This window comes from Nonomuraea maheshkhaliensis (genome assembly GCF_039529435.1).
Taxonomy (GTDB): Bacteria; Actinomycetota; Actinomycetes; order Streptosporangiales; family Streptosporangiaceae; genus Nonomuraea; species Nonomuraea maheshkhaliensis.
The window spans coordinates 13120-26764 of record NZ_BAAAMU010000055.1 but is presented as its reverse complement, the minus strand read 5'-3'; the positions used below and the strand labels follow the sequence as shown (position 1 = coordinate 26764).

The 13645-nt window shown below is 69.3% G+C and carries 13 protein-coding genes; 9 read left to right on the top strand and 4 right to left on the bottom strand.

Going from position 1 to position 13645, the window contains the following annotated elements:
• Positions 1-135 precede the first annotated feature (135 nt).
• From ABFX54_RS31245 to ABFX54_RS31235, 3 genes are all read left to right on the top strand, one after another.
• Positions 136-792 (top strand): JAB domain-containing protein, encoded by a 657-nt coding sequence (locus tag ABFX54_RS31245; protein WP_346110154.1) that lies wholly within the window; start codon positions 136-138, stop codon positions 790-792.
• 2023 nt (positions 793-2815) lie between these two features.
• A complete protein-coding gene (locus ABFX54_RS31240; RefSeq protein WP_346110153.1) occupies positions 2816-3304 on the top strand; it encodes a GntR family transcriptional regulator in 489 nt (162 codons plus the stop codon).
• Between the two features lie 40 nt (positions 3305-3344).
• Positions 3345-3827 carry a GntR family transcriptional regulator gene (locus ABFX54_RS31235; RefSeq protein WP_346110152.1) on the top strand — a complete coding sequence of 161 codons (483 nt, stop codon included), beginning with the start codon at positions 3345-3347 and terminating at the stop codon, positions 3825-3827.
• Between the two features lie 751 nt (positions 3828-4578).
• On the opposite strand, the gene ABFX54_RS31230 is transcribed toward ABFX54_RS31235, so the two are convergent.
• The 3 genes from ABFX54_RS31230 to ABFX54_RS31220 all read right to left on the bottom strand — a co-directional run bounded on the left by ABFX54_RS31230 (position 4579) and on the right by ABFX54_RS31220 (position 7063).
• Positions 4579-5016, bottom strand: a complete 438-nt coding sequence (locus ABFX54_RS31230; protein ID WP_346110151.1) for an ASCH domain-containing protein — start codon at positions 5014-5016, stop codon at positions 4579-4581.
• A 150-nt stretch (positions 5017-5166) separates the two neighbouring features.
• The gene (locus tag ABFX54_RS31225; RefSeq protein WP_346110150.1) at positions 5167-6117 is read right to left on the bottom strand and encodes a hypothetical protein; all 951 of its coding nucleotides are present in this window, start codon (positions 6115-6117) and stop codon (positions 5167-5169) included.
• Positions 6118-6235: 118 nt separating this feature from the next.
• Positions 6236-7063, bottom strand: a complete 828-nt coding sequence (locus ABFX54_RS31220; protein WP_487047325.1) for a DMT family transporter — start codon at positions 7061-7063, stop codon at positions 6236-6238.
• Between the two features lie 325 nt (positions 7064-7388).
• Between ABFX54_RS31220 and ABFX54_RS31215 the strand changes: the two genes are divergently transcribed.
• The 6 genes from ABFX54_RS31215 (at position 7389) to ABFX54_RS31190 (ending at position 13138) form a co-directional block, all read left to right on the top strand.
• Positions 7389-8801 carry an aminotransferase-like domain-containing protein gene (locus ABFX54_RS31215; RefSeq protein WP_346110149.1) on the top strand — a complete coding sequence of 471 codons (1413 nt, stop codon included), beginning with the start codon at positions 7389-7391 and terminating at the stop codon, positions 8799-8801.
• Positions 8802-8988: 187 nt separating this feature from the next.
• Complete coding sequence (locus ABFX54_RS31210; RefSeq protein WP_346110148.1) at positions 8989-9558, top strand: CGNR zinc finger domain-containing protein; 570 nt, start codon at positions 8989-8991, stop codon at positions 9556-9558.
• 44 nt (positions 9559-9602) lie between these two features.
• Positions 9603-10214, top strand: a complete 612-nt coding sequence (locus ABFX54_RS31205) for a GNAT family N-acetyltransferase (RefSeq protein ID WP_346110147.1) — start codon at positions 9603-9605, stop codon at positions 10212-10214.
• A gap of 15 nt (positions 10215-10229) precedes the next feature.
• A complete protein-coding gene (locus ABFX54_RS31200; RefSeq protein WP_346110146.1) occupies positions 10230-11105 on the top strand; it encodes a 1,4-dihydroxy-2-naphthoate polyprenyltransferase in 876 nt (291 codons plus the stop codon).
• 20 nt (positions 11106-11125) lie between these two features.
• A complete protein-coding gene (locus ABFX54_RS31195; RefSeq protein ID WP_346110145.1) occupies positions 11126-12124 on the top strand; it encodes an adenosine deaminase in 999 nt (332 codons plus the stop codon).
• Positions 12125-12220: 96 nt separating this feature from the next.
• Positions 12221-13138, top strand: coding sequence for a GAF and ANTAR domain-containing protein (locus ABFX54_RS31190; RefSeq protein WP_346110144.1), 918 nt, complete (start codon positions 12221-12223; stop codon positions 13136-13138).
• Positions 13139-13159: 21 nt separating this feature from the next.
• Here the strand turns inward: ABFX54_RS31190 and ABFX54_RS31185 are convergent, their stop codons facing one another.
• Positions 13160-13639 carry a GNAT family N-acetyltransferase gene (locus tag ABFX54_RS31185; protein ID WP_346110143.1) on the bottom strand — a complete coding sequence of 160 codons (480 nt, stop codon included), beginning with the start codon at positions 13637-13639 and terminating at the stop codon, positions 13160-13162.
• Between the last annotated feature and the right edge of the window lie 6 nt (positions 13640-13645).

Genomic DNA, 13645 nt, shown 5'->3' with positions numbered 1-13645 from the left:
TGAGAGCCGCGACCCACGCACCCACCCCCTCCCAACAGATGGGGACGTTACGCGCATATCGTGCGATCGATCTCGGCGAATGCGCAGGTCAGAGATTGTCGGTGCGGGTTGATACAACGGTTGCGGAGGTTGCCGATGCGAGTCAAAGACCTGTCCGAGCGCGACCGACCGCGCGAACGTCTGATGGCTTCGGGTGCCGCCGCACTGGCGGACCGAGAGCTGCTGGCCGTCCTGCTCGGCTCCGGGTTCCGCGGGGCGAGCGCCCTCGACCTGGCCAGCCAAGTGATCGAGCACTGTGGAGATCTCGATGGGCTCGGCCGTTCCGACCCGCACCGGTTACTGGCGCTGCACGGCATCGGGCCGGCCAAGGCCGCGCGGGTGACGGCGGCGTTCCATCTGGCGCGCCGGGCCGGAGCCTGTCCTGAGCGTACGCGGATCACCAGCACGTCCGATCTGGCGTACGCATGCGAGCCGCTGTTGCGCGGCTGCACCCATGAGCGGCTGGTCCTGGTCGTCTGCGACACCGGTGGGCGGGTGCTGAAGCGCGCGGTGCTGACGGAGGGCGGGAGCGATCAGACCGTGATGCCGGTACGGGAGGTCATCACAGAAGTGCTCACGGCCGGCGGGGCGATGTTCGGGCTTGCCCACAATCATCCCGGCGGGTCACTGGAGCCGAGTTCGGCCGATCTGGAGGCGACGGCCAGGCTCATCGAAGCCGCAGAGACCGTCGGGCTGCGGTTCCTCGACCATCTGATCATCACGGACGGAGCCTGGAGGCGGATTCCCACCTAAATCGATTGCAGCGCACATCAGGAGGTCGGCACGCTGCAAACGGAATGATCCTGGATATAGCGTCGAACGGTGGTTTTCCAAGGGGCACCCATGAGAATCTAATGGCGCGGGTAGGCCGTTATGGACGTCAGCCGGCCACAACTCGCCATGGCGTGGCACCATGCCCCTGGTAAGCACGGGGCCACGTACATGGTCTTGCCCGATCCTGTCGAAGCCCATTCTCGCCATATTGGAGGATATGGCGGGTTCGGGTGGACACATTAGCTGGATCAGGCAAGACGCACGGTACGTCAGCGATGGCGTCCCAAAGCGGGTCATTGCCAACGGTGTCCGGTTCGCAATTTGCGATGGCAATGGCGCAAATTGGGCGTCCGCTCGTACCTGCGCCACCGAGCGGGGACGTGTTTCCCGTTCGGTGGCGCGTGGGGGCAACAGCTTGTGTTCGCCAGGTGCGACCCATGGCCTTCACCGGGGATCGCAACAGAAAGTCGGAGCCACCGGTTAGGAACCCCTTCACTAAACGGTGGCTCAGGCGGCACACTGTTGTCTGCGGCCATCGCGATGACATCCCTTGAACTGCGTCTTCAAGGGACCGCGATGGCCGTCACCATTTCCCGGCCCGGCCCCAGCACCGCATCTCTGCGAAGAGGGGCGATCGGATCGCCTGCGGGTCCTGCGGTCCACGGGCTCGCGTCCCGCGGTTCGTGGCCGACGTCCCCACGTGCATCCCAGATGCAGTGCCACTTCCGCTCCGGTGGCCCACTGAGATCAACCGCCGCAGGTGCTCGGGGTGCTGCAAGTACTCCAGGCGCCGTCGACATATGCTGCCGGCGCCCCGGTGTGGACAACACACACAGGGTCATCGGTGCCGCCTGCGCAGAGGGTCCACAGGACCGCCCCGGAGGCCGCATAGGGGCTGCCTGCGCGGACGGCATGCCGGTGCCGCTGGCGCTGGGGTGCTGCCGATGCGGACGATGCAGAAGGCCGCCGCGGCTGCCCGCTCGGACGGCACGCAGGGCTGCCGGTGCTGCCTGCACGGCCGGCACGCAGGGCTGCCGGTGCTACCTGCTGCTAGTGCCGGTGCGAACGGCGTGCCGGGCTGGTAGTGCCGCTGGCGCCGAACGCGCCTTTGACGCCTCGCCATCTCGCGGCTCATCGTTCGCGCTCGGCAGGGCTCCCCTCCCTTCGTGACGCTGAGTCCCGAGCAGGGGTGTCTTTGAGCCGGTGACGATCCAGAGGAGTAGCACCCGTGGCGACGCCCCGCGGAGCCGCCGGTGCCGCCGGTGCTCTCGGCGCTGCTGGTGCGGACGGCACGCAGGGCTGCCGGCGCGGACTGCGCACAGGGGCTCGGGGGCTGCCCGCTGCCGACGCACAAGGCGTTACAGGCCCGACGTGGCTGCCTGCGCGGACGGCATACGGAGCTACCGGTGCCACTGACGCGTCAGCGGGGACGGGGCACAGGGTCGCCGGTGCTGCCGATGCGGCCGACACGGACAGCACACAGGGCCGCCGCTGCCGTCGCCGGTGCAGACGGTGGGGCAAGGGCCGCTGGTGCTGCTGGTGCCAGGCGGGCACTCGACGCCTTCCCATCCCCGCCCCGCCGTCCGCGCCCTGTAAGGCTCGCCTTCGCGATGCTGAGTGCGGACGGGGGCGTCTTGGGTCGGTGAGGCGCTAAAGGAGTAGCACCCAGGGTGACGTCCCGCAGGGGGTGTGATTTCTTGTCCGCCCAGCTTCGCCGTGATTCGTGACACGCGCCGAGATCGTCGATCCAGCGCTCAGCGGGGAGGTACCACAAAGATCCTTCGTCACCCACTGATCGCCGGTTGTGACGGTTCGGGGTTGGATGCACCGGGACGGCTCCTGGTGGCCTCGTCCCGGCTGGAGTCTTGGTCGTGCCGGCCGCGGCTGGTGGCGGTCGTGATCTCATCCCTTCTTTGCCGGTGTAGGTCGACTGGTGTGGTCGGGGTGAAGGGGGTGGCCGTGGGCGATGAAACAGGACAGTTGAAATGTTTATAATCCGGGCGTGCTCGATCGTACGGGTCCCGTGCCGCTCTATCAGCAGGTCGCCGGCCTGATCCGCGAACAGATCGACCGTGGGGTGCTTCGACCTGGCGATGTTCTTCCGAGTGAGGCCGCGCTCGAAGAGCACTATGGCATCGCTCGGACGACCGCGCGTCGCGTCGCCAGGGAACTGCGGGAGCGGGGGCTGGCGTACACGGTTCCGGGGGAGGGGACGTACGTCGGCCAGCCGGGCATTCCTCGCACGCCACGGAAGGTGCCTATATATCGGAGAATCGCTGGAGAAGTTGTCGAACGTATCCGGCGAGGTGAGATCGCGCCAAACAGTGCCATTCCCGGTGAGAAAGTGATGATACGGCAATATGGTGTGGCGAAGGTGACGGTGCGGCAGGCCGTCGCGCATCTGCGGGAGCAGGGGTGGGTCTTCACCGTGCCGTATAGAGGTACGTTTGTGGCCGATCCCGAAAAGTGGCCGGGGAATCGGGGCGTTTGATTGCCCTGTGTTTGACGGGGTCGTTGGATAACCTTGTAGCGTGCCGAATCGCGAGGGCGGGACGTACCTGTATCTCCAGATCAGCGAGGTCATCAAAGCGCGCATCATCGCCGATCTTTCGCCTGGGGATCTTGTGATCAGCGAGGCGGGGATCCAGCGGGAGTTCAAGGTCGCGCGGACGACCGCGCGCAGGGCGATTCGCGTGCTACGCAACCAAGGGCTGGTTCATACGCGGCAAGGAGAGGGGACATTTGTCAACGCTCCCGGCCAGACCGGGCCATCGGGCAGGCAGACGCCGTTCTATCGACACATCGCCGATGAGGTCAGAAAGCGGATCAGAAGTGGTGCCTTGGTGCCGGGTAAGCCGCTGCCGAGTGAGGTCGATCTGGTGCGTGAATTCCGTGCGGCGCGGGAGACCGTACGGCGGGCTCTTACGTTGCTGCGGGAGGAGGGATGGGCGTACAGCATTCCGCATCGTGGCAGTTTCGTCGCCCCTGTGGAGCAGTGGCCGGTGTCGGAGTGATGCGGCGGATATGGGGATGCGGCGGCTGCAGGGGACCGGGGGCTACAGGGGATGCGGCAAATGGGGCGTGTTGGGGTCGAGGGTTACGGCTCAGCCGCATGGGATGTCAGGCGCCCCGACAGGTGTCCGTCTGTCCTCCCGTCTGTCCTACTGTTCGCCGTCTGTCCTACTCTCCCCGCCGGCCGGTACAGACGCCTTGGCCTGATGTAGGTGCCGCTGGCCGGATGTTGATGCCGCCGGAGATGGTGGTGGTGGTCGCGGCGAGAAGGTGGATCGACGGTGTCGGGGCGCATCGCCGATCTGGGCAGGGCGGATAAGGCTGTGCGGGTCAGAAACTCACTCGGCTCTGTCGACGTCATTCCGGGCATGTGGGCCGTCATTCCGAGCGATGGGGGCAAGCAGGCCGGCGAGTGGCAGGGTACGCGGAGTTGGCGTGCCGGTGGACAGGGACGACGGGATGGCTCCGGCAGGCAGACGAAGTGGTGTCACCCGTGGTCGGTAGCGGACGTCTCCGACGAGTAGAGGGGTCGGGTTACGCCTGTTCGATGGTGATACGTCTCTTGCGAACCCGGTAAGAGGGTGCCGTGCCGTCCGGCGGCCAAGCCGCGGACGAGCCGAGCAACGGGTACGCCCGCTTCCATGGCGCGGGACGTCTCACGCGAACGTGCGAGACAGTGCCGCACCTGCACGGTGGGGGGGCCTCGCCGACGAACGTGAGGGGCGGTGTCTCAGTGCCGTGAGCGAGACGACATCACGCGGCTGGGGCTGGATTTCCGCTCGGCGGCTGGCCTACGCGTGACACGACCCGGTACCACAGGCACACCACCGTGGTGTCGTGGTTCACCTCGTACCCCTGCTCCGCCCAATAGCGGCGGTGCGTCTCCCGCCAGTCCTCCGTCGAGCTGTACCCCTCCCCCTCCGCCTGGGCGAACTCCCAGCTCACCTCGGCGAACGGTGTCCGTTCGACTCGCGTGATCTCGATCTCCGCGGCGCGTTCCCCGGAGGAGTTCACCAGGACGAGTCTCTCTCCGACCTGCTCCAGCTCCTCGCCCTCGGCCTCGTAGTCGAGGGGCAGGAGGCCGGCTGTGGCCGTCTTGGCGCCCGACAAGGTGAGGTCGGTGAGCCGGGTGCGGAGTTTGCCGGGAGTGCCCAGTTCGAGGACCCTGAGTCCGTCTATGCGCGGCCACATGAGGTCATCCTAGAAGTCGCCGGCCATACGACGGCGTCGTGTGGCCGTTACATGACATGACGGCACCCGGGTGACCGCCGTACGACAGCTTCGGGAAACGCCGCTCCATGGCGTTCCGAAGTCCTCGGCCGCCGCCTTCGGAACGAGGCGTCAGAAGACCGGGATGATGTCCTCCGGGTCGATGAAGTCCACGGGGACTCCTTCCAGGTCCAGCTCGGGAATGGCGGGAAAGGCGATCCCCCACCGTTCGACGATGGCTCGGACGCGTGCCATCGCCACCCGCCAGTTCTCCGCCTGCTCCTCGTACGACAGCACCCCCAGCCCCGCCTCCCGCGCATGGTCCATGAGGACGCGATGGTTGGGCAGGAAGTAAGGGGGAAGCTCCCAGAAGCCTTCCGGCGGCTCCCAGAGAATCATGCTGAGAAAGACGAAACCGGCCCTCAATTGCCGGGTGATCAATGTACGGGTCTCGTCGGTCAGGCCGGGCCATTCGGTTTCGAGAATGGTCATGCAGATCTGCAGATGGCGTGACTCGTCGCGGCCGATCCGCTGGAACATCTCGCCGAAGACGGGATGACTCGTGCCCGAGGCCATGCCTCTGAACAGGGTGGAGGCGGCCATCTCGCCCATCATGAAACTGGTGAAGAGAACGGGCAGCGAATACTTTCCCACGGCCGAGGTGTAGCCGGTCCAGTAGCGGCCGCCGTTGTGGTAGAGCCAGCCGATGTTGTTGTGGGCGGCCGATTCGAGGTCGTCCGCCGGTGTCCAGTCGAGCGGGCCGCCCGGCCAGAGTCTGGCGATCGTACGCTGGCAGCATTCCTCGTGGTTCATCTCGTCACGGGTGATCGAGAAGAAACACTTTCTGACCGGGTCCTCTTCGTGCTTCTCGAAGGCCTGGATGGTGGCGCGGGCGAACACCGCAGGCCCCGAGGCGTCGAAGTTCGCCAGGACCGCGAACCAGTACATGATGCCCAGGCGCTGCTCCCGCGTGAAGTCGTCGGGATCGAGGCCGTCCCAGGGCAGGTCGGCCGGGTTCCAGACCACACGCTTGGATTTCTCGTATATGGCGGCGAGCTTCTCGGTCTCCACTCGCCATTCCATGGGATAGATATTGGGCTGCGGGATTTCCGGCGCCGGCCAGAATCCGCCTTCCGGGATCGTGAGGTCAGCCATTGGTGTGACACCTCCTCTCCCATCCTGCGGCGCGGCGTCACGGCTTTCAAGTACGGGCGCGCTGGGTGACGGCCACGCAGACGAGCACGGCCACGGCCGCGAGCACGGTCGCCGGGCCGAAGCGCTCGCCCATCAGGAACCAGGCCCACACCAGGGTCAGCAGCGGCTGGGTGAGCTGGGTCTGGCCCGCTCTGGCGATGCCGCCTCTGGCCAGGCCCGCGTACCAGGGGATGAAACCGAGGAACATCGAGATCGCCGCCACGTACGCGAGCCCGGCGACGGCCTCGGGGGTGATGGTGATCGGAGTGGTGAGGGCCAGGACCGCCGACACGGGGAGCGTCACCGGAAGGGAGAGCACGAGGACGTGCGAGATGACCTGCCAGCCAGGGGTCTGCCTGGTCAGGCGGGCGCCTTCGGTGTAGCCGGCCGCCGCCGACAGCAGGGCGGCGACGAGGAGCAGGTCGGGCCAGGACGCGCTGCCCTGGTGCTGGATGAGGGTGAAGGCCGTGATGGCGGCGGCGCCGGCCGCGCAGGCGACCCAGAACAGCGGGCGGGGTCGTTCTGAGGCTCTCAGGACGGCGCAGGCGGCCGTGGCGGCCGGGAGCAGGCCGATGACGACGGCGGAGTGTGCGGTGCCGGCTCCGAGGGCCAGGGCCAGGCCGCTGAAGACGGGGAAGCCGAAGACGACGCCGCCGGAGATCAGCGCGTACGAGGGCCACTCGGCTCTGCGTGGAAGAAGTGGGCGACCGCTGGCCCCCAGGCAGATCAGGGCCAGTACGCCTGCCAGGGCGGCCCTGCCCACCGCGACGAGCCAGGGGTCGAAGCCCTGCATCGCGTAGACGGTGGCGGGGAAGGATCCGGAGAAGGCCAGCACCCCCAGGAAGGCCAGGGCTGTCCCGCGGCGACGATCACGTCCACGGTCGTGATCTCGCTCCCGGCCATGGTCGCGGGAGTGGGAGTGGGAGTGGAAGTGGGCCTGCGGCTGAGGCTGGGACGGAGATTGGTGCTGGGGCTGGTGATCGGCTCGCGACTCGCTCCCGGCCTCGTGCTGAGGCTGGGAGCGAACCCCTGGCTGGGGTTCGGGTCGGGCTTGGGGCGGGGTCTCGGGCCGGGGTGCGGGTGGGGAGTCAGGGTGAAGGTGGGAATCGGGTTGGGGGAGCGCTACTGCGCCGGTGACGATAGCGCTATCATCCGATCTCATGAACAACGATAGCAGTATCGCCCAGATCGCCGCGATACTGCGCGAAGATGCCGAACGCCTCGGGCCAGGCGCGCGGTTGCCGTCCAGCCGGGAGATCATGCGGCGGCACAACGTGAGCCCCGTCACCGTCTCCAGGGCGATCGGGCAGCTGGCCGCGGAAGGGCGGGTGGTGACGCGGCCGGGCAGCGGCGCCTTCGTGGCCCCACCTGTGCGGCCGGCGCGGGACGCGGCCGATCTGTCCTGGCAGACCGTCGCGCTCGGGGATCGGGTGGTGGACGACGGGCCGATCACGGCCCTGCTGGGGGCGGCACCCGAGGGGGTGGTGCCGCTGACCGGTGGATATCTGCGGCCTGGGCTGCGGCCGGACAAGCAGCTGGCCGCCGCGGCGGCGCGGGCCGTACGCGGGCCGGGCGCCTGGGCCAGGCCGCCTCTCACCGGGCTGCCTGAGCTGCGGCGCTGGTTCGCCACGCAGGCCGGCGGCGACGTCACGGGGGCCGACGCGTTGATCGTGAGCGGCGGGCAGGCGGCGCTCACGAACGCGTTCAGGGCGCTGGCTGCTCCCGGCACGCCCATCCTCGTCGAAACGCCCACCTATCCGGGAGCGCTGGCCGCGGCCAGGGCGGCGGGGCTGCGGGCCACGGCGGTACCGATGGACCGGGACGGCGTGCGGCCCGAGCTGCTGGCCGAGGCGTTCGCCATGACGGGGGCGCGGGTGTTCTTCTGCCAGCCCACCCTGCACAACCCCACCGGTGCCACACTGCCCGTCGAACGCCGCGAGCAGGTGCTGCAGGTGGCGCGGGCGGCGGGCGCGTTCGTGGTGGAGGACGACTACGCCCGCTACCTGACCGGGCAGGCGCCCCCGTCGCTGGCGTCGATGGACCGGGACGGCACGGTGGTGCACATCGGCTCGCTGACCAAGATCCTCGCGCCGAGCCTGCGGGTGGCGGCCGTGATCGCACGGGGGCCCGCCGCCCACCGGCTGCGGGCCGCCCAGCTCGTGGAGTCGTTCTTCGTGGCGCGGCCGTTGCAGGAGACGGCGCTGGAGTTCGTGGGGTCGCCGGCCTGGCGGCGGCACCTCACGGCCGTGCACGCCGAGATCGTGATCCGCCGCGACGCGCTCGCGGCGGCGCTCGCCCAGCACATGCCCGCCGCCGAGCCGCACCTGCTGCCGATCGGCGGCATGCATCTCTGGGTGCGGCTGCCCGCCGACGTCGACGAGGGCGCCTTGGTGGAGACGGCCAGGCAGAACGGGGTGCTGGTGAGCCCGGGCCGGATGTACTACCCGTCGGAGCCGCCGGGGCCGCGCATCCGGGTCACGCACATGGCCGCCGCCAACCTCGCCGAGCTGCGTGAAGGGGTCAGGCGGCTGGCTGAGGCCCTGGCGATCACAGGAGTGCGGGCCGCCCAGTAGATGGGCTCAGACCCGGTGAAATGGTCTCGGTCCAGGCAGGCCCGAGGTTCGGGCGCCGAGGTCCGGGGCCAAGGTCCGGGTAGGTCCCGAGGTTCGGGTGGAGGTCCGAGATCCGGGTTCGGGGCCGAGGGCCAGAGGGCCGGGTCCAGTAGATCAACCCGGGAGATCGGCCCAGTAGAGTGACGGCATGCCGTTGCCCACGGAGCTCGCACGAGACTTCGTGAACACCTTCGACGTCGAAGCCCAGGCGGACGAGCTGTCCTCCCCCGCCGACCTGGCCCTGTGGCTGCGCGAGCGCGGCCTGGCGGGCCCGCGCGACCGTGCCTCCGACGACGACCTGCACGCCGCCCACGCCCTGCGTGAGGGCCTCAGAGCGACACTCAGGCGGCGAGCGGCCGAGCGACCGGCCGAGCGACCGGCCGAGCGACCGGCGCAACAATGGCGCCCGGCGGAGCTTCCCCCGTTGCCCCTCCTCGTCACCCTCGACGCCGGCGGCCGCCCCCGGCTGACCCCTGCGGCCACCGGCGTGGCGGGCGGCCTGGCGCGCATCGCCGCGGCGACCGTGGCCGCGTCGTGGGACCGGCTCAAGGTGTGCGCGGAGGAAACCTGTCAGTGGGCGTTCATCGACTCGTCGAAGAACCGTTCCCGCTCGTGGTGTTCCATGCGTGTATGCGGCAACCGCACCAAGACGCGGGCTTACCGGGCGAGGAAGCGGGGTTCGCGTCGTCTCCAAGGCTCAAACACCGATACGGTGTAACTCGTGCCTTGTGGCATGGACGGCAGGCGAAGGAGCGGGCCGAGATGGCAGACGTAGGCGTCCGGGCGGCCCGGCGCGAGGATGTTCTCCAGGTTGCGAACACTCAGATCCGCGCCTGGCGCTACGGCTATCGGGACTTCCTCCCCGAGGGCCCACTCGAGCAGATGACCGGCGCGGCGGCGGAGAAGATGTGGCTGCGCCAGTGGGACGAGGCGATCGTCGCCCCGCCCTCCCCCATGCATCGGGTGCTGGTGGCGGTGGAGACGATCCTCGACACCGAGGGCTTTCCCGCGCTGGGCGCGGGCGGCGCCGGAGCCGCCCTCGTGACCCCGCGCGGCGGTGAGCGCGTGGTGGGGCTGGCCTCCCACGCCCCCGCGGAGGACCCCGACCTCGACCCCGGGGTGGCGGCCGAGATGCTGACGTTGCTGGTCGACCCGGACTTCGTCCGCAGGGGCCATGGCAGCCGGCTGCTCAACGCCACGGTCGACTATCTTCGTGACGACGGGTTCCGGCAGATCGTCACCTGGGTGTTCGCCGACAACTACGCGGTGCTCGGCTTCCTGGAGTCGGCGGGCTGGGGTGAGGACATGGCCGAACGCGTCCTCGACATGGGCCGTCCGATCCGGATGGTCAGACTCACCACCGACATCAGCTAGAGGTTCAAGCAGGACATGGCAACCCCTTCCCAGTGGATCGCCGGCGCTCGCCCCCGCACCTTTCCCAACGCCGTCGTGCCCGTCATGGTCGGCACCGGCGTGGCGATCGGCGAAGGCGGCTTCGTGTGGTGGCGGGCGGTGCTGGCCCTGTTCGTGGCGCTGTCGCTGCAGATCGGCGTCAACTACGCCAACGACTACAGCGACGGCGTGCGCGGCACCGACGACCAGCGGGTCGGGCCGATGCGGCTGGTGGGCTCGCGGGCGGCCACGCCGCGCGAGGTGCTGACGGCCGCGCTCGGCTCGTTCGCGCTCGCGGCGGTCCTGGGGCTCGTGCTGGTCGTCGTCACGCGAGCCTGGTGGGTGCTGCTGGTGGGCGCGGCGGCGATCGCGGCCGCCTGGTTCTACACCGGCGGCAAGCACCCGTACGGCTACCGCGGGCTCGGCGAGGTGGCCGTGTTCGTGTTCTTCGGCATCGTCCCCGTGATGGGCACGGCCTACGTGCAGACGGAGCATCTGAGCTGGGCGGCGCTGATCGCCTCGATCCCGGTGGGGCTGCTGTCGTGCTCGATGCTGGTGGTCAACAACCTGCGCGACGTCGGCACCGACGGGCAGGCGGGCAAGCGCACGCTGGCGGTGCTGCTGGGCGCCGAACGCACCCGTACGCTCTACGTGGCCTGCCAGGTCGTGCCGTTCGTGGTGGCGCTGGCGATGATCCCCATCACGCCCTGGGCGGCTCTGGTACTGCTCGCGGCGCCGCTGGCGGTCTCCCCCATCAGGGCGGTGCTGAGCAAGGCGGTGGGTCCCGCCTTGATCGCGGTGCTGCAGCAGACGGGCAAGCTCCAACTGGCGTACGGGTTCCTCTTCGCCGTGGGTCTGGCGATCATCTTCTAGCCGTCTTCTACAGTGGGACGGTGAAGGAATTCATCGCCGGTCTGCCCAAGTGCGAGCTGCACCTGCACATCGAGGGCACGCTGGAGCCCGAGCTCAAGTTCGAGCTGGCCGCCCGCAACGGGCTGGAGCTGCCGTACGCGACCGTCGAGGAGATGCGGGCCGCCTACACCTTCGACAGCCTCTCGTCCTTCCTGACGATCTACTACGAGGGCATGCGGGTGCTGCGCACCGAGCCCGACTTCTACGACCTGGCGATGGCCTACCTGCGTAAGGCCGCCGAGCAGAACGTCCGTTACGCCGAGATCTTCTTCGACCCCCAGGCGCACACCTCGCGCGGCGTGCCGTTCGACGTGGTGATCAGGGGGCTGCGGCGGGCGCTGATGGACGCGCACGCCCAGCTCGGCGTGCGGGCCCAGCTCATCATGTGCTTCCTGCGCGACTTCCAGGCCGAGTACGCGATGGCGACGTTGCTGGAGTCGCTGCCGTACAAGGAGTGGATCGTCGGCGTCGGGCTCGACTCCGACGAGAAGGGCAACCCGCCCGCCAAGTTCGCGGCGGTCTACGAGCGGGCCAAGCAGGAGGGCTACCTGCTGACCATGCACTGCGACGTGGACCAGGACGACGCGATCGAGCACATCCGCCAGGCCGTCGAGGAGATCGGCGTCGACCGGATCGACCACGGCGTCAACATTCTTGAGGACCAGCGGCTGGTGGAGGTGGTGCTGGCTCGCGGCACGGGGCTGACCTGCTGCCCGGTGTCCAACGGCTACGTCACCGACTCGATGAAGGCCGAGGGCATCCGCAAGCTGATGGACCTGGGCGTGCGGGTGACGGTCAACTCCGACGATCCGGCCTACTTCGCCGCCTACGTACAGGAGAACATCGAGGCCCTGCAGGACTCCCTCCAGCTCAGCCGCGAGGAGCTGGCGCAACTGCAGCGCAACGCCTTCGAGATCACCTGGCTGCCGCGCCACGTCAAGGACGCCTACCTGACAGAGATCGACGCCTACCTCTCGTGAGCGTCCCGCCGAACCGCTAGCCTGGAGGTCCCCAAGGCAAGGCCCCAGTGACCCCCGACGCAGCGATCGCGAGGGATCGTGGCAGATCGGCCCAGGGTGTCCACGGACATCGAGGAGTTCGAGCGGGCACTCGCTGAGTGCGTCGCCATCGCCGGACGGGCGATGCCCGGCCCCACCGCGCCCGCCTCACCCCTGACCGGGCCGGCCTCGCCCGTCTCATCCCCGGCCGGGCCCGCATCATCCCCGGCCGCGCCCGACGCGACGATCAACGCCTCGGCGATGCCCTGCTCGCCGATGCTGAGCGTCGTGCTGTGCTCCGCTGACGGTCTGCGCACCGCGGCCGTGTCCCACGCTCGGGCCAGGCTCTTCGACGACCTGCAGACGGCCGTCGGGCAGGGGCCCGTGCTCGACACGATCGACAGCGGGAGGTCCGTGACCACCCGCGACCTGGCCGCCGACTCCCGCTGGCCGAAGTTCGCCCAGCAGGCGCCGGAGATCCGCACGGTGCACTGTGAGCCGCTGGAGTCGGAGGGGGCGCTGCTCGGCGCGTTCACGCTCTACTCAGGGGACGACGGCTCGCCCGGCGCCACCGATCTCGCGGCCACGGAGCCGGACGCCACGAAACCGAACTCCTCAGAACCGAACGCCGCCGAGCCGAACGCCGGAGGACTCGCCGTCACCCAGCTCGCCATGCGGGTCAGCGCCGCCCACGTCGGCGTCCTCTACCGTACGGCGCTGGACGCGGCCAGGACGCGTGAGGTGGCGGCCCAGCTCAAGGAGGCGCTCACCACGCGCGCGATCATCGACCAGGCCCTCGGCATCGTCATGGCGCAGCGCCGGTGCACCGCGCAGCACGCGTTCGAGCTGCTGCGGCACGTCTCCCAGGACCGGAACGTCAAGCTGCACCAGCTCGCCGCCTCCATCGTGGAGCAGGTGAGCGGCGAGCCGGCCCAGCGCTCCCGCTTCGAGGAGCCGCCACCGCACGTCACCGGCCGCACCGTCCGCGGCAGCTAGTTCTCATAGCCACAGCGCACACTAGGGGCGGCGGCGCATCACCACGCGCGGCGCGATCTCGATGCCGAGCTCCCGTTCGTGCTCGACCAGCGCCCGCAGCTGCGGCCCCCACTCGGCCTCGGGCATCGGGGTGAAGCCGTGGCGCGCGTACCAGGGCGCGTTCCACGGCACGTCGCGGTACGTCGTCAGCGTCACGCCCGGCGCGCCGGTCGCCCGCGCGTGGTCGATGACGGCCGTGACCAGCCGCCCGCCGATGCCCTGGCGCATGCTCTCGGGACGGACGGCGAGCTGATCGAGGTGGAGGCCGCCGTCGACCCAGCCGACCAGCGCGAACCCGTCGGGCGGCTCACCCTCGACCAGCACGGCCCCGGGGTCGGCCGCCTCTTCGATCATGGTGGTCCCGGGCGGGAAGACGATGCCCACCTGCTCGAACAGCCGGTCGGCGGCCAGCTCTATCGAGACCAGCCCGGGAAGTTCGTCCGCTCGCGCCCATCGCACCATGGCGAC

What these genes read in the sequence shown, in the direction of transcription:
- ABFX54_RS31245 (WP_346110154.1), top strand. Translation starts at nt 136, where the DNA reads ATGCGAGTCAAAGACCTGTCCGAGCGCGACCGACCGCGCGAACGTCTG.
- ABFX54_RS31230 (WP_346110151.1), bottom strand. Translation starts at nt 5,016, where the DNA reads ATGTGGCCGCGCATAGACGGACTCAGGGTCCTCGAACTGGGCACTCCC.
- ABFX54_RS31225 (WP_346110150.1), bottom strand. Translation starts at nt 6,117, where the DNA reads ATGGAATGGCGAGTGGAGACCGAGAAGCTCGCCGCCATATACGAGAAA.
- ABFX54_RS31215 (WP_346110149.1), top strand. Translation starts at nt 7,389, where the DNA reads ATGAACAACGATAGCAGTATCGCCCAGATCGCCGCGATACTGCGCGAA.
- ABFX54_RS31210 (WP_346110148.1), top strand. Translation starts at nt 8,989, where the DNA reads ATGCCGTTGCCCACGGAGCTCGCACGAGACTTCGTGAACACCTTCGAC.
- ABFX54_RS31205 (WP_346110147.1), top strand. Translation starts at nt 9,603, where the DNA reads ATGGCAGACGTAGGCGTCCGGGCGGCCCGGCGCGAGGATGTTCTCCAG.
- ABFX54_RS31200 (WP_346110146.1), top strand. Translation starts at nt 10,230, where the DNA reads ATGGCAACCCCTTCCCAGTGGATCGCCGGCGCTCGCCCCCGCACCTTT.
- ABFX54_RS31185 (WP_346110143.1), bottom strand. Translation starts at nt 13,639, where the DNA reads ATGGTGCGATGGGCGCGAGCGGACGAACTTCCCGGGCTGGTCTCGATA.